This window comes from Microbulbifer variabilis (assembly GCF_052468405.1).
In genome coordinates, this window is sequence record NZ_CP174343.1 from 4520896 (window position 1) to 4537056 (window position 16161).

Genomic DNA, 16161 nt, shown 5'->3' on the forward strand with positions numbered 1-16161 from the left:
TGGAAGTAGGTGGTGATTTGAACAAGCGCATTTTGGGTGACAAACCCCGCGCAATTTTCCTGATGGGCCCCACGGCATCGGGCAAGACGGATCTGGCAATGGCGCTGGCGGACAATCTGCCGGTGGAGTTGATCAGTGTGGATTCTGCTTTGGTGTATCGAGGTCTGGATCTGGGTTCCGCAAAACCATCCCAGGAAGAGTTAGTGCGCTATCCTCATCGCCTAATCGATATTTGTGATACCAGTGAATCCTATTCCGCAGGTCGATTTCGAAAAGATGCCCTGGAAGCTATGGACGAAATCAGTGCAGCAGGTAAGATCCCTCTTCTGGTAGGCGGAACTATGTTGTATTTCCGTGCTCTCCTGGAAGGTATGGCAAAACTACCTGAAGCCGATGCACAATTGCGTGCAGAAATTGAGGCTCGTGCTGAACAAGAAGGTTGGCCAGCCCTGCACGCAGAGTTGGCTGAAGTGGATCCGGATTTGGCGGCGGAGTTACATCCGAATCACTCGGTACGAATCGAGAGAGGGCTGGAGGTTTACCGTCTCACCGGAGTGCCCATGTCCCAGTTGCGTCGCGAGCAGGCCGGTAGTGGGGTACAGAAACGCTACCAGCTGAGCCAGTTGGCGATTATGCCGAGGGATAGGTTGCTGCTGCACCAGCGTATTGAATTGCGCTTTAAGAGGATGCTTGAAGCCGGGTTTGTCGATGAGGTGCGTGGGCTACGTGCTCGGGATGATTTGCACGAGGACCTCCCGGCGATTCGCGCTGTGGGTTATCGTCAAGTTTGGCATTACCTGGATGGCCGCTGTGATTATGATGAAATGGTTGCGGCGGGTGTTGCGGCTACACGTCAGCTGGCCAAGCGACAGCTGACTTGGTTGCGACGCTGGCCAGACCTGCAAACTTTGTATACTCAGGATGCCGATGGCAGGGTGCGTGAGAATGACGAAATATTGGCGGAAGCCTTGAAATTTCTCGCCTGAGCATCCATAACGTGGTTGGGCTAATAAACGACAAGCTCATTCAGTCAGTTTTCAAAGGGCCGGCCTTTTCCGGCTTACTACTACACTACTTACACGCGTATTCAACCTCAGTCGTTCTTTGATCCGCGCTCTTCGCGGATGCGATTGCGGCCTGCATACCGCATTCAGCTTTTTGACAAGGAGAAAAAAGATGTCAAAAGGGCATAGCTTACAAGACCCTTACCTCAACGTACTGCGCAAAGAGCGTATCCCGGTTTCTATCTATCTGGTAAACGGCATCAAGCTCCAAGGGCAAATTGAATCTTTCGACCAGTTTGTGGTGTTACTAAAAAACACCGTTAGCCAAATGGTCTATAAGCACGCTATTTCCACTGTTGTTCCGTCCCGAGCTGTGCGTGTGCCCTTGCTGAATCCGGCGGCACAACACGGTGGTGAAGGTAACGGTGAGGGCGGAGAGCGCGAATCCTTTAGCTGATAAGCCACCTATTTTGACCAGCGCCTCTTTACGAGGGGTGCCTGCAGCGGGTGAGCCCTGAATGACTTGCCCACTGCCACTTCAGTCTGGAAGGTGGGTTGCTGTCCACTTCCGCATATAGAGATTTCCCATTGTTTTTCGATCGACCGGAATCCGGTGAGCTGGCGGTGCTGGTTCACCTAGAACTCTCCGCAATCGACAGTCCCGAAGACCCTCGTGAATTTGAGGAGTTGGCCCTCTCTGCCGGAGCAGATCCGGTCAGTTTTATTTTTGGCCAGCGCGCAACGCCGGACCCGAAAACTTTTGTCGGGCGCGGTAAGCTGGAAGAAATTCGCCAGGTGGTAAAAGAGCAGGGCGCGGAGCTTGTGATCTTTGATCACATTCTTTCTCCTAGTCAGGAGCGCAATATTGAGCGTGAGTTGAAATGTCGGGTGCTAGACCGTACAGGACTGATCCTGGACATTTTTGCCCAGCGCGCACGTACTCATGAGGGTAAGTTACAGGTAGAGTTGGCACAGCTACGCCATATGGCTACCCGGCTTGTGCGCGGTTGGACTCACTTGGAGCGCCAGAAGGGTGGTATTGGCCTGCGTGGACCAGGTGAAACGCAGCTGGAAACTGACCGCCGCTTGTTGCGTGCGAGGATTGATTCTATCGAAAAGCGCCTGGAGAAAGTCAGGCGACAGCGGGAGCAGGGCCGGCGCGCGCGCTCCCGTGCGGATGTGGCCACGGTATCCTTGGTGGGTTATACCAATGCCGGCAAGTCCACTCTGTTTAATCGCCTCACCGATGCAGAAGTTTATGTGCGTGACCAGCTGTTCGCTACGCTGGACCCGACCATGCGCCGGGTTGAATTACCCAATGTTGGCGCCATGGTATTGGCTGACACAGTTGGTTTTGTCTCCCATTTGCCTCATAAACTGGTCGAGGCATTTCGTGCCACGCTAGAGGAGGCTGCTCAGGCAACCCTGTTACTGCATGTGGTAGATGCCGCGGCAGAAGACCGTCTGCATCTGATAGAGGAGGTGCAGAATGTTCTCGAAGAAATTGGCGCAGCGGACCTGCCACAGCTGTTGGTGTATAACAAAATTGACCTCCTGGCCGATTGTGAGCCCCGTATCGATCGTGATGAGGATGGTATACCGCGCGCGGTATGGCTATCCGCAGCTACTGGAGCAGGATGTGAGCTTCTGATAGAGGCTATTGCTGAACGCTTGGGAGAACAGATGGTGCGTGGTCTGTTGGTGGTAAAACCTCAACAGTCCCGACTGCGAGCACAGCTTTACCAGGTTAACGCAATCCAAAGTGAGGTGTATCGCGATAATGGCGACTGTGAATTAGAGCTGCTGTTGCCGCGTAGCGACTTCCAGCGCCTGCTGGCCCAGTTTACCGTCGATGGTGAGGGCCCCGAGTGGTTACCACAAGAATGTGAAGGGGAGGACAATGGAGAGGCAGAATATTAGCGCTCCTGGTGTCATAGTGTTGGTGCTATAGAGAAAGGTTTCTGCGCAACTACGGTTGCGACAAACTTGCCACCAGTTGAGTCCTGGCGGCAATATTTTGCCGGCGGAGGATGCTAGAATCCGCCGGAGACAAAGCTTAAATGATCAGAGTTGGAGTAAGTTAGATGGCCTGGAATGAGCCGGGTGGTAAAGATAAAGACCCGTGGGGTGGTGGCGGTGGCAATCGCAATAATGATGGACCGCCGGACCTTGATGAACTATTTCGGAAAGTCCAGCAAAAGTTAGGTGGTCTGTTTGGAGGCGGTAGCCCCAGTACTGGTACAGGCAACTTTCCTTGGATGCTGGTGATTGGTGTCGCCGTATTAATCTATGCGGGCCTGGGAATCTATCAGGTGAACGCCAATGAACAGGCAGTAGTATTACGCCTGGGTAAGTACCACTCTACAGAATCTGCGGGATTGCACTGGAATCCGCCCCTGATTGATAGTGTCACTAAGGTCAATATGACCGAGGTGCGTACTGAGCGTACGACAGGGCAGATGCTGACGGAAGACGCCAATATCGTTGAAGTCGTATTGACCGTGCAATGGCAGGTTGGTGATGCGGAATCCTTTGTTCTGCGTGTGCGCGATCCTGTGAAGAGCCTGCAAGAGGCCACGGACAGTGCCCTGCGCCATGTGGTCGGCTCCTTGACCTTAAACGGCGTTATCTCTCAAAACCGTACCCAGGTATCCACAGATACCCAACAGCGTCTTCAGGAGTACCTCGATCTTTACCAGACGGGGATTCGTGTCGATGTGGTTAACCTGACTGATGCCAAGGCGCCGCGCGAAGTTCAGGATGCGTTTGACGATGTTACCAAGGCTCGTGAAGACGAGGTACGTTTGCAGAATGAAGCCCAGGCCTATGCAAACCAGGTGATTCCGGTGGCCCGTGGTCAGGCCCAGCGGATTATTGAAGAGGCAGAAGGCTATAAGGCCCGCGTAGTGGAGAGTGCCCGCGGTGAGGCGGTTCGCTTCGAGAAATTGCTGGCTGAATATGAGCGTGCCCCGGAAGTGACCCGCGAGCGTCTGTACCTGGATGCGGTCCAGGAGGTGATGTCCAGCACCTCGAAAGTGATGGTGGATGTCGAAGGTGGCAATAACATGATGTATTTGCCATTGGACAAGTTGGCCCAGGAAAGCACCAGCAAGGCGGTACAGCGCAAAGACACCTCACCGATCGTGATTGAGGAAGTCTACCAGCGCATTGTCGAGCGTTTGCGCCAGGATGCTGCCAATGGCCGTTGCAGCCAGTCTGTCCGCTAGGAGGTGATGGAATGAACAACAAGACTTTGGGAATCATTGCCATACTGCTGGTTGGCATACTGGTGGTATCTTCCAGCGCTTTTGTGGTGAAGGAAACTGAAAAGGGCGTACTGCTGCGATTTGGTGAACTGATACGCACCTATAACGAACCGGGACTTTATTTCAAAATCCCGTTTGCAGAGAAACTGCGCAAATTTGATGCGCGTATCCAGACTGTGGACTCCAGCCCGGTGCGTATGCTTAATAGCGAAAACAAGTTCATGATGGTGGACTCGTATGCTAAGTACCGTATCTCCGATGTGAGCAAGTTTTACATCGCAACCCGTGGTGATGAGCGCAACGCTGTTCGCCTGCTGTCCGAGCAGATCAATGACCGATTACGTAACCAGTTTGGTGTGCGAGACCTGCACGAAGTGGTCAGTGGTGAGCGCGATGAGCTGATGGCAGAGATCACAAAAAACCTGAATCAGGTAGCGCAGAAAAACCTCGGTGTGGAAGTGATTGATGTGCGTGTTAAGCGTATTGACCTGCCACCGGAAGTGTCCGAATCAGTGTTCCAGCGTATGCGCGCCGGACGTGAGCTGGAAGCACGGGATCACCGCGCTAAAGGCCAGGAAGCCAGTGAGCGCATCCGCGCTAATGCCGACCGCCAAAAAGTGGTTATTGAGTCTGAGGCCTATCGCCAGTCTGAGGAGTTGCGTGGTGCCGGCGATGCAGAAGCTGCGGCTATTTATGCCTCGGCTTACAACAAGAACCCCGAGTTCTATCGCTTTACCCGCAGCTTGCAGGCGTACAAAGAGTCTTTCCAGAGTAAATCGGACATGCTATTGGTGGACCCGGACAGTGAATTTTTCCGCTATCTGAAGGATCCTAAAGGGCAATAAACCTTATTAGGGGTTAAACGGCAGCTGATTACTCATTTCAGCTCGCCGTTTTCGGCGAATCCAATCTGTCGTCATCAATACCCCCAATAGCCCTACCTTCCCAGCAGCACTTGATGCTAAAATCACGCAAACCGGGCCTAGCCCGGTTTTTTTGTGGAAGCTGCTGGCTCGCCTTATTAACCCTGATAAACCCGTTTCACCATGACTCAAGCTGATCGCTGGATGTTGCCGGATGGCATCGCGGAAATTTTGCCTGCGGATGCCATTCAGGTTGAGACCCTGCGCCGCCAACTGCTGGACCTCTACTCCTGCTGGGGGTACGAGTTGGTAATACCGCCAATGCTGGAATTCACCGAATCCCTGTTGATCGGGATGGGGCGTGATGTGGATCTGAGTACCTTCAAGGTTACTGATCAGATCTCCGGCCGCACTCTCGGTATTCGCGCTGATATCACTCCGCAAACCGCGCGTATTGATGCGCACAGTTTTCCCCGCGTAGGCGCTAACCGCCTGTGCTATGCGGGTCATGTTCTCTATACCCGACCGCGTACTGCTATGGGCTCGAGGGCTCCAATTCAGGTTGGTGCGGAGCTGTTTGGTGTGGATAGCCTCAGTGGTGATATAGAGGTGATCTCCCTGATGCTGGAGAGCCTGCAGGTCGCTGGGATTGAACAGATTTACCTGGACCTGGGCCATGTTGCCATTTACCGCAGTCTTGCCGAGGCGGCAGGATTGGGTGAGGTTCAGCAGGATGAGTTGTCGGCGCTGCTACAGAACAAGGCGAGTGCCGATGTGCATAGTTGGGTCGCTGCAAACGTTGCAGATGCGCAGGTAGCGAACTGGTTGCAAGCGCTACCTGGCCTTGCCGGGGGTTCGGACTGCTTGGAGAGAGCCCGCGAGTTGCTTAGCGGCGCTCCAGAGCCGCTCCTGGCAGCGCTATCCGACTTGTACCAAGTCGCCGAGGCGCTGGGAGAGCGCTACCCGATGGTAGAGCTGTTTTTTGATTTGAGCGAAGTGCGTGGTTACGACTATGAAACCGGATTGGTTTTTGCTGCCTATAGTCCGGGCCATGGCCAAGCCCTTGCTAATGGTGGGCGTTACAACGGTATAGGTGCTGTGTTCGGACGGGATCGTCCGGCTACTGGCTTTAGTAGTGATTTAGTGGCCCTGAATACCTTGGGTAATAGAGCTGAGCCCAAGGGTGGCGCCATTCTCGCGCCGGAAGTCAGTGGCCCGGACGGTGTTGGACTTTGGCATGCAGTTGATGAGTTGCGCAGGCAGGGAGAGGTAGTAATCGCTACCTTGTCCGACGGCGCGGACAGTGATCTCCACTCGCGTTGCGACCGCGAGCTGGTGCTCGAAAGTGGTTCCTGGATAGTAAAAAGCCGCGGGACTGATTGAGGGCGGGCGCAGTGGAAGTGCCAGTATAGGTGCGGTGTTCACCGCAAGATCCATTGATGTCGGGGGCTCCAAGCACCCGCCGAGAGAAACCTGAGTTAGAGATTTATACAGATGGGCAAGAACGTAGTAGTGCTGGGAACCCAGTGGGGTGATGAAGGCAAGGGCAAAATTGTCGATTTGCTGACAGAGCAGGTCTCCCTGGTAGTGCGCTTTCAGGGCGGACACAACGCCGGCCACACGCTAGTGATCGATGGTGAAAAAACCGTACTGCACCTGATTCCCTCCGGTATCCTGCGCCCCAGCGTAACCTGCCTCATTGGCAACGGCGTGGTGCTATCCCCTGAAGCGTTGCTCAAGGAAATGAAGGCGCTGGAAGAGCGCGGTGTACCTGTGCGTGAACGCCTGCGTCTGTCGCCGGCTTGTCCACTGATCCTCCCAGTGCATGTGGCACTGGACCAGGCTCGTGAAAAAGCCCGCGGCGACAAGGCAATTGGCACCACCGGCCGGGGTATTGGTCCTGCCTATGAGGACAAGGTGGCTCGCCGTGGCTTGCGACTCGGCGACCTGTGTAATTGGGAAAGTTTCTGCAGCCAGCTCAAAGAGCTGATCGATTACCACAACTTTGCTCTGACCCAGTATTACCAAGTGGCGCCGGTGAGTTACGAAGAGACTTTGGAGGAGGCGAAGATCTGGCGTGAACAGCTGATGCCGATGATTACCGACGTTGCGGATCACCTGCATAAGACCCGTGAACAAGGTGAACATATTCTGTTTGAAGGCGCTCAGGGTTCGCTGTTGGATATCGATCACGGCACTTACCCCTATGTAACCTCCTCCAATACCACTGCAGGTGGAACCGCTACAGGTTCTGGCTTTGGTCCACTTTATCTCGATTACGTTCTGGGTATTACCAAGGCTTACACCACCCGTGTTGGTAGCGGCCCGTTCCCAACTGAACTGGCCTGCGAAGTGGGCCGTCATCTGGGCGAGAAAGGCCACGAGTTTGGTGCCACTACCGGCCGCCAGCGCCGTACAGGTTGGTTTGATGCGGTGGCGGTACGCCATGCAATTCGTATCAACAGTATCTCGGGCCTGTGTTTGACCAAGTTGGATGTGCTCGATGGTCTTGAGGAAGTGAAAATCTGCATTGGTTACCGCAATAGTGCCGGTGAAGAAGTTCCGGTGCCCTTCGATGCCGCCGGCTGGGAGGGAGTTGAGCCAGTTTATGAAAGCATGCCCGGCTGGGAAGAGACCACAGAAGGTGCACGCCGTGAGTCAGATCTGCCGGCCAATGCCAAGGCCTATATAGCCCGCATTGAAGAGCTGGTTGGTGCGCCTGTAGATATTGTTTCTACCGGACCTGACAGAAATGAGACCATTGTTCGCGCTTCTTCCGCTCTGTGTGAAATGGGAATCCATAACGCCAGCGAATAAGTGGTTATGGTCCGGTTGTGAACCCCTGGTCTGATCCTGGCCTTGCTATTTTAGGTGAGGCCTCTGATCATTAGACCTGATTCAAGTTATTGGTCGAGTGCCGTTGATGTGCTTATGACCAGAATTCAGCCGGGCCAATTTATGACTTCGACCGTTTCCGTTGCCAGCCGCTATAGCTTCGCAGAAGAGATTGCCAATAGCGTTACTCACGGTGTCGGGGCCCTACTGGCTATCGCCGGCCTGGGTGTTCTCACAGGTTTCGCCGCATTGCGCGGTGATGCTTGGCATATCGTCAGCTCTAGCGTTTACGCCTCTACACTGATTCTCTGCTTCCTTGCCTCGACTCTGTACCATGCTGTCAGTCATATCGGTGCCAAGGCGATCTTGCGTACCCTGGATCACTCTTCAATTTTCCTTTTAATAGCGGGGACTTATACGCCGTTCACCCTGGTGACTCTCCGCGGTCCATGGGGTTGGTGGTTATTTGGGATTATCTGGGGACTGGCACTGCTCGGGTTGATAATTCAGTTCACCCCGCTGAAAAAAATTCGCGCCCTGTCTATCACTTTAAGCGCCTTAATGGGCTGGGTAGTTATCGCTGCAATCAAGCCACTGGCGAATAGTCTTGAGACTGGTGGTTTGTGGCTGCTGGTTTTGGGTGGGCTCTGTTATACAGGTGGTATCGCTTTCTACCTGTGGCGCAGTCTGCGTTTCCATCATGCGATCTGGCACTTGTTTGTACTGGCAGGAGGGATCTTGCACTTCTTTGCAGTTCTTTTCTATGTAATCCCATAGTTTTGTGGCCCTGACAACAGGGCTGTGACACAAGCAGAACTTTCCCGCAGGTTTATCTGTCAACATTGATGACTGGTCGGGCGGATGACACCATTTGATAAATCCGCCTTTCGGAAAAGAGAGGCTCGTCCTAACCTTGAGCGAGCAAAAAGTTGTGTCAAAGGTACTCTCATGCCCAGATTGTCCAGGTTCCCCATGCTTTCCTATTTTCTCGCCCTATACCTGGCGCTGATATCGCTAGGTGTTCAGTCAGCAGATAAGCCGGACCCGGCCTTTGAGAAATGGGTTCGGGACTTTCGCCAGACGGCGATAAAGAGTGGTATTTCCCCCCAGGTTTATGATCAGGCATTTAAGGGCATAACCTCTCCTGACCAGTGGGTATTGGATCGTGCCAGCTACCAGCCCGAATTCAAGGCACCAGTATGGCAGTATTTCGACAACAGGGTACAGAAACGAGCTATAGAGCGGGGTAAGCAGGAAAAAGAGAAGATGAAGCCCTGGCTCGACAAGATCCAAAAGCGCTTTGGAGTTGACCCAGATATCCTTTTGGCGATCTGGTCGGTGGAGTCGAGTTTTGGTGGCATCCTCGGTAATGACAAAGTCATGCGTAGTGTGATCCGGTCCCTGGCTACCCTTGCCTACGCAGACCCTCAGCGCAAGAAGTTTGGTCGCCAGCAGTTACTCGCGGCTCTGAAGATATTACAGGCCGGGGATGTCGAGGGGCAGCACCTGTTGGGGTCCTGGGCCGGGGCCATGGGGCACACCCAGTTTATCCCCACCAGTTATCAAGCCTATGCGGTAGATATCGATGGCGATGGCAAACGTGATATCTGGAATTCGGTGCCAGATGCACTGGCTACAGCGGCGAACCTGCTGTCGAGCAATGGGTGGCAAAAGGGCAAGCCCTGGGGCTATGAGGTCACTATACCCTCGCGCAAGATGCCGGGAGGTAAGTTGACTGTAGCAGAGTGGGAAAAGCTCGGGGTCAAACGCGCCAATGGTGAATCATTCCCAAATAAGAAAGCTGTGGCAGAGCTGAAGCTGCCGGATGGACGTAACGGCCCCGCCTTTCTGGTTTTCAAAAACTTCTTTGTACTGAAGCGCTACAACAACTCCGATCGTTATGCGACCGCTATTGGCCTTTTGGCGGATCGCATCGGTGGCGCACCACCTCTGGTAAAGGACTGGAATCGACCCTTTACCCCACTCGATGGCAGCCAGGTGGAAGAGTTACAGAAGTTGCTGAAACAGAAGGGGTTTTATACAGGTGAAGTCGATGGTAAGGCCGGCCCTGGCACGCGCAAGGCTATTCGGGAGTTTGAAAAACGCGCTGGTGTCGAAGTGAAAGGGTTTCCCAGTAAGGAAGTACTGGAGTTATTACAGCAGCAATAGCGCCCTAGAAATTTTCGTCTGGCAGCAGGCTGTCCTGAAGCAATTCGAGGTTTTCAACTACTTCCTGAGGCTTGCGGAAATAGGCGATGTGATACATCGCCTCGCCCTCGAGCACCAGGGGAATGTTCTGCTTGCCAATAATGATCCCCTCCCCGTTAGATCGCACCTGGTCGAGCTCCTTGCCGTAAGGGTCAGTAATAGTGGCTAGTAATTCGCCCTCGTATATGTGATCCCCCAGAGCCTTGATATGTTTTGCGATACCACTATCTCCAGCACGCAGCCAACCGCTGCTACGGGCAATAAACGGTTCTATCGAATTGCCACTGCGGCCTTTTGGCAGCATTTCCAGGTGCCGCATTACGTTGATTACGCCCTTGACCCCTGCGCGAATACACAATTCATCAAAACGCAGCGCTTCGCCCGCTTCATAAAGCAGGATTCTTACTCCAAGATCGGCGGCGGCCTGGCGCAGGGAACCATCGCGGATGGAGGCGTTGAGCAGTACCGGTACACCAAAAGCTCTGGCCATGGCACGAGTGTCGGTATCGTCCAGGTTGGCGCGGACCTGAGGTAAGTTGCTGCGGTGCGCAGCGCCGGTGTGAAGGTCGATGCCGTAATCACATTTGGCCACTATCTCCCGCAGGAATACATAGGCCATACGAGCGGCCAGGGAGCCCTTGGCTGAGCCGGGGAAAGATCGATTCAGGTCGCGCCGATCGGGTAAGTAGCGAGTGTGTTGAAGCACGCCGTAGACATTGACCATGGGAACAGCAATCAGAGTGCCACGCAGGGACTTGAGGCCGCGGCTCTGAATCAGGCGGCTGATTATCTCGATGCCATTAAGTTCATCTCCGTGTACCGCCGCACAGACAAAAATTGTAGGGCCGGTCCGCTTGCCGCGCTGTACATAGACAGGGATTGCCATATCCGTATTGGTATACAGGCTAACCACTGGCAGGTTTATACGACGGGACTCCCCCCTGGCCACTTCAATACCGCCGATTTCAAAGTCCGGGGAATCTCGCATATCTCAGCCACTCTATTGGACTTAATTGATTGTAGAGGGCGGAAGGGGAAGCCCTGTGGAGTCTTCCCGATAGGTTGTATCAGGCCACTGACCTTAAAGTTTGGCCAGAGAAGAGTCGGGTGTCGAGCGGGCAAAAACCTGGGTGCCATTCAACCAAATATTCAGCGCCGGGTTCCAATATCCTGAGGTATGGTACCAGAGGCCGGTTTCGATATCGGCAATGAGGTTGGCACCACGCCAGGGGCTGGGTTCCTGGCCAAAGCCGCGGTTGGCAGTAACTCCGGCCTCGCTGCCGCGGGACCATTGTATCGAGCCCTGCGACTCAAAAATGGCCAGGGGCTTGCCCTCCGGATCGGTCAAATAGTGCTCGCTGGTACCTGAACTCCAGTGGCAGAGAAGTGAGCCGCTCAAGGGGTGTTGTATCCAGTGTCCGATACCGCGTGATTTTCCATCAATCTGGTGTGCTTCCGCCCAGATGCCAAGTCCGCTCCAGCTGGTAGTCACACGGCGTTGGCGTGTCGACTTGCGATGGGTACAGGTTTTACTCAGACGGCGCCCAAACGGGTCATAGCGGAAATAGGTTTTGAACTCACCACACTCTGCGGTACTCATCAGACCCCAGCCATCGTACTGGTATTGGTAGTCCTTGCGCCCGGGAATCTCCCGCTCAATGGTGATATTGCCGCGTTGATCTCGCTCGATATGTGCCTGGGCGAATCCAGCCTGGCGAATAGGCGTCGTGAGTTGCAGCGGCGCTTGTCGATCAAATTGCCAGGTTAAGGCGAGGCCACTGTCCAGGGCTGCTAGCCGGCCTGCGTCAAATTTATAGGTGCTGCGAATATCCCCCTGGACATGTATATGGTTTTGTCCGTCTATTTCAGTGCGGAGGATTGGCTCACCATTGGCGTCAATACCGTACAGGGAACCACAAGGTGTCAGGGTATAGGCTAGATCGAGATTATCGGAGCTGGCACTTTTCAGCCATCCGCGTGAGTCGTACTGATATCTCAGGCTGAAATCGCGAACGTCGCTGCTGTCGTGGTTCTCGGCGATCACCCGGTTGCGCTGGTCGTATTTAAAACGCACGGAAGAGTGTAAATTGTTGGCCTGGATCAGGCGCTGGTGCGCATCGTAATGAAATTCACTGCTCTGGCCGTTGTTGTTTCGGATTCCGGCAATGGAGCCATTTTCATTGTAATTAAAATACCAGCGGCAGTCGTTGTCGCAGTATTCGCTGATGCTGCCATCAGTATTGTAGTGCCAGCGCAATTGGCGTTTATCCGGTGTGTGAAATGAGACTAACTGGCCGACGGGGTCGTAGTGCCAGCGGTAGCTCCCTTTAGCAGTATCCAACTGGGTTAACTGGCCGTGGGCATTGCAGTGCAGTTCCCAGCTGTTGCCATCGGCAAATTGGATCTGGCATATATTGCCGGCACTATCGTATTCGCAGTGCAGGCTCTGGCTGTTGCCGGCGTGAATTGCGTAGGGTAGTCCCCGCTCTGAGTAATCCAGGCCATATTGGTGCATGCCAATTCGGGACTCACGCAATTCACCTTCCGGACCATAGCGCCATTCGCACCAAGTGTCCTCATTGACAACCAGTGCACTCATTCGCTGCCAGTGATCGTACTCAAACCCCCAAGCTTTATCCCCGTAGCGTACGGTTTGCAGCTGACCCTGCCCATCCCAGGTGAAGTCCACCCGGCCGCCCTCAGGGTCGACGATCTGCGTCAACTGCCCGCGATCGCTGTAGAGGAATTTCCACTCCTGTTTTCCTGGGTCGACGATTGTCAGCGGCCGGCCTTTATCACTAAAGCGATACAGCCATGGCTGGTCCCCATTGAGTAGTATGCCTTCGGGGAAGCCGTTCTCATCGTATTGATAACGATTGCTGGTGCCTGCGCAAGTGCTGCGTCGGATTCGTCCCAATTCATCGTAGCGGAGGAAGGTGTTCAGCCCATCTGCTCCGATATGTTGGCAGAGATTGCCGTAGGTGTCATAGAGCCAACTGCACTGGCGCTGGCCCTGGACTTCATGAATCAGTTGGCCGAAGCGATCAAAGCGAAGCTGCTGTGATTCCCTGTCGATGGTTTCTACAAGGCAGGTATTGTGCGTGTGCTGCCAGCTGAGGAGGGTCTCTGTCTCCTCTCTTCTCAACTTATGGCAGCGGCCCTGGTGGTCGTACTCAAACTGGGTACTGCCATTTCGGCTGCTGTGCGCCTCAACCAGAGAGAGATCATGGTAACTGTAGTGTTCCCTCTCGCGACCCCGGGAAACACCAGTGAGCAGCCCACCGTGAAAATCGTAAGCACACAAAGTTTGTTGCTCTTCAGGGGCGTGGCTGTTGAGCAGCCTGCTAATGCGACCACCGTGGCTGTGGAATTCCAGTACCCGCCCCCAGGAGCTTACAATTTTCCTGGGCAGTCCCTCGCTGTAGTCGATGGTCAGGGCATTGCCAAACTGATCCCGGATTTCGGTAAGAGGCAGGGCGCTGTTGACCCCGTCGGCACGAAAAATTTTGTGAGGCTCGCTAAATGCCGTGAGGCGATAGCTATGCAGGCTCTGGCGAAACAGCAGCAGGCGCTCAAAACGGTTGTAACAACCGTGGCCAATCGCGGGCAGTTGAAAGTGGACCCTACGCCCCTCCGCAGTGTGTAATTCGACGGTATTGCCCTGTACTGACAGTTTTTCGCTAAGGGAGTGGCGCCAGCCGGCGCCGATGCCACAGTCGTCGCTAATTGAGGAGCGATAGTAGCGTTTCCATTGGAAGGGCAGTGGGCCCGGTAGTGCTAAGTCAATGCTTTCGAAAGCCAGCTCGCCACTTGCCCCGTTAACCCAGCCCTCAATGCGCAGGCTGCGCTGCATTGGCGGGACACAGGTGTCGAGGGGATTGACTCCGGGAATATTGATCAGGCTTGTCGGGCCATCGCCGATACCGGGAAGTAATTGCCCCGCAGGTGCTGAGGCGAGGGTGTAGGTATTAACTGATACGTCAGGAGCCTGTGGCCACAACGGGTGGATATGATCGGTAGTATCGGTTGGTGAAAGTAAGTTCTGAATTTCAGCCAGCCAAAGGCAAGCCGCGGCCGGGTCCCCCTGTGAGAAAGTAACAGGGGGAGGGCTAAGGGTTTTGAACAGGTTGGGTACTAGCTGGGTGAGACGTTCCGGTGTCATGCTTCAGCTTCCGGCAAACAGGTTTAGCGTTGTGATTTACGGATAGTCACATCAGGTGACTGCGGTCTTTGAGTCACACTCTGCTCTTGTGCGAGCATCTGTGGCATAGATTGGGAGGAGTATTCGAGGATGCCTGCACTGATATTGTCTCGTCCCCCCAGTCTGTTGGCATCGTCGATAAAGCGGTATACGCATTCCAGAGCGGGGCGATGAGTGGCAAGGACCCGCTCGATTGCATGGTCGTCCAGATATTCAGTTAGGCCATCACTACATACAAGCAGCAGCGCGTTTTCAGTTAGTTTCCAACTGTTAATTTCTGCTTCCACACTGCTGGAGATACCCAGGGCGCGGGTAATATGATTGCGCACATTGGACTGCTTGGCCTGTTCCGGGGTCATTTGACCGCTATCGACCATTTCCTGTACCACGCTGTGATCTCGTGTAAGGCGCTGTAACCCGTAGTTGTTCCATAAATACGCCCTTGAATCCCCTATATGGGCAACGATCAGGAAGTCGCGCCACATAACTGCAACAACAATAGTTGTTCCCATTTTGGAAAATTGGGGGTTCATATTTTTGGTATTCAGAAGCGCACTATTGGCATTGTTGATGGCATCAATCAGGGTCGCGCGTAAAATCAGTTGTTGCTGTTCAGGTGTGCAGGAAATAAAGGTGTGTTCAAGCAGATTGTCCAGGTGGGATTGAATGGTCTCAGCCGCGATTTTGCTTGCTGTGGCACCGCCCGTATAGCCTCCCATACCGTCGGCTACGACCATGTAGGCGAAGGGTTTATCCGCGCTAGCATGCCAGCGGATGCTATCTTCATTTTCCTCGCGAACTTGACCGATGTCAGTGCGCCCGTTGACCGCCAGACTTATCTGATCCATGTCTGGTGCAACTCCCCTTTATTAAATAGCAATAAAATGCGGCGTAACATTATTACAACCGAATAACCAGTTCTTATGTTAACTTGGCCGCAGACTAAGTTTGAAATTTTTTTCCTTGGTTTGCGATAATAAAACCTTTAATCATCACTAGAAAAGGCACTGCGCCTGTTTAATAAGGATTCGCTGGCAAAATGCCCCGTTTGCCTAGGCTCAATCTGATAAATATTCCCCAGCACATAGTGCAGGTTGGTCACAATAACCTGCCTTGTTTCTTTGATGAGGAAGATTATCAATATTATTTGATTAGTTTGCGTAATGCCGCTGACCAGTACAGCGTAGATGTTCACGCATACGTTTTGTTACCCAATATGATCCAGATTATTGCGTCGCCACGGATTCCCGATGGAATATCCTCAATGATGCAGTCCCTGGGGCGTCGCTATGTCCAGTTTGTAAATCACCGTTACAAGCGCTCCGGTACCCTCTGGAGAGGGCGCTATAAATCAAGCCTGATTGACTCCGATGCCTACCTGCTGACCTGTTACAGGTATGTCGAGTTGCGCCCTCTCTATCTGGGATTGGCGGACTCCCTTGGGAACTACCAATGGTCGAGTTTTAATCATCATGTGAACGATAAACATGACCATTTGATTAAGGATCACCATTTATACACCGCCCTGGGAGAAAGTGCTCAGGAGCGTGCTCAGGCATACAGAAAACTTTTCCGTTACAGCTTTGATAGACGTCTGCTCGATTACATTGCAGAAACCATTAAATTAGGGCATGTATTGGGTGGCGATGCGTTTAAAGAGAAAATTGAACAAATTGCGAATCAGCGAGTACGGCCATTAAAGCGAGGCCGTCCCAGAAAGACAAAAAAAATCGAAAAAGAAGCTATAGAAACCGAATAAATAAAAACGCATGATGGGTACAGGG

13 protein-coding genes are annotated in these 16161 nt (G+C 53.5%); 10 read left to right on the plus strand and 3 right to left on the minus strand.

Features of this window, described 5'->3' with window-relative positions; all coding sequences use genetic code 11:
* The first annotated feature begins 62 nt into the window (after positions 1-62).
* From miaA to ACJJJB_RS20505, 9 genes are all read left to right on the plus strand, one after another.
* A complete protein-coding gene (miaA, locus tag ACJJJB_RS20465; protein ID WP_040628948.1) occupies positions 63-986 on the plus strand; it encodes a tRNA (adenosine(37)-N6)-dimethylallyltransferase MiaA in 924 nt (307 codons plus the stop codon).
* Between the two features lie 190 nt (positions 987-1176).
* Positions 1177-1461 (plus strand): RNA chaperone Hfq, encoded by a 285-nt coding sequence (gene hfq / locus ACJJJB_RS20470; RefSeq protein ID WP_020413623.1) that lies wholly within the window; start codon positions 1177-1179, stop codon positions 1459-1461.
* A 131-nt stretch (positions 1462-1592) separates the two neighbouring features.
* Positions 1593-2924: a ribosome rescue GTPase HflX gene (gene hflX, locus ACJJJB_RS20475; RefSeq protein ID WP_445365404.1), complete on the plus strand. Its 1332-nt coding sequence runs from the start codon at positions 1593-1595 to the stop codon at positions 2922-2924.
* Positions 2925-3088: 164 nt separating this feature from the next.
* Entirely contained in the window at positions 3089-4231 is a 1143-nt protein-coding gene (gene hflK / locus ACJJJB_RS20480; RefSeq protein WP_445365405.1) for an FtsH protease activity modulator HflK, read from the plus strand.
* An 11-nt stretch (positions 4232-4242) separates the two neighbouring features.
* Complete coding sequence (gene hflC, locus ACJJJB_RS20485) at positions 4243-5115, plus strand: protease modulator HflC (RefSeq protein WP_020413620.1); 873 nt, start codon at positions 4243-4245, stop codon at positions 5113-5115.
* 201 nt (positions 5116-5316) lie between these two features.
* Entirely contained in the window at positions 5317-6516 is a 1200-nt protein-coding gene (locus tag ACJJJB_RS20490; RefSeq protein ID WP_026305107.1) for an ATP phosphoribosyltransferase regulatory subunit, read from the plus strand.
* Between the two features lie 111 nt (positions 6517-6627).
* A complete protein-coding gene (locus ACJJJB_RS20495) occupies positions 6628-7950 on the plus strand; it encodes an adenylosuccinate synthase (RefSeq protein WP_282951876.1) in 1323 nt (440 codons plus the stop codon).
* 114 nt (positions 7951-8064) lie between these two features.
* A complete protein-coding gene (trhA, locus tag ACJJJB_RS20500; protein WP_020413617.1) occupies positions 8065-8745 on the plus strand; it encodes a PAQR family membrane homeostasis protein TrhA in 681 nt (226 codons plus the stop codon).
* A gap of 171 nt (positions 8746-8916) precedes the next feature.
* Entirely contained in the window at positions 8917-10137 is a 1221-nt protein-coding gene (locus ACJJJB_RS20505; RefSeq protein ID WP_282951875.1) for a lytic murein transglycosylase, read from the plus strand.
* A gap of 4 nt (positions 10138-10141) precedes the next feature.
* On the opposite strand, the gene ACJJJB_RS20510 is transcribed toward ACJJJB_RS20505, so the two are convergent.
* The 3 genes from ACJJJB_RS20510 to ACJJJB_RS20520 form a co-directional block, all read right to left on the minus strand.
* Positions 10142-11164 (minus strand): succinylglutamate desuccinylase/aspartoacylase family protein, encoded by a 1023-nt coding sequence (locus tag ACJJJB_RS20510; protein WP_020413615.1) that lies wholly within the window; start codon positions 11162-11164, stop codon positions 10142-10144.
* 93 nt (positions 11165-11257) lie between these two features.
* Positions 11258-14338, minus strand: a complete 3081-nt coding sequence (locus ACJJJB_RS20515; protein WP_445365406.1) for a DUF6531 domain-containing protein — start codon at positions 14336-14338, stop codon at positions 11258-11260.
* Positions 14339-14361: 23 nt separating this feature from the next.
* Positions 14362-15225 (minus strand): Stp1/IreP family PP2C-type Ser/Thr phosphatase, encoded by an 864-nt coding sequence (locus tag ACJJJB_RS20520; RefSeq protein ID WP_020413613.1) that lies wholly within the window; start codon positions 15223-15225, stop codon positions 14362-14364.
* A gap of 191 nt (positions 15226-15416) precedes the next feature.
* Between ACJJJB_RS20520 and ACJJJB_RS20525 the strand changes: the two genes are divergently transcribed.
* Positions 15417-16136, plus strand: coding sequence for a transposase (locus ACJJJB_RS20525; RefSeq protein WP_020413612.1), 720 nt, complete (start codon positions 15417-15419; stop codon positions 16134-16136).
* Positions 16137-16161: the final 25 nt, after the last annotated feature.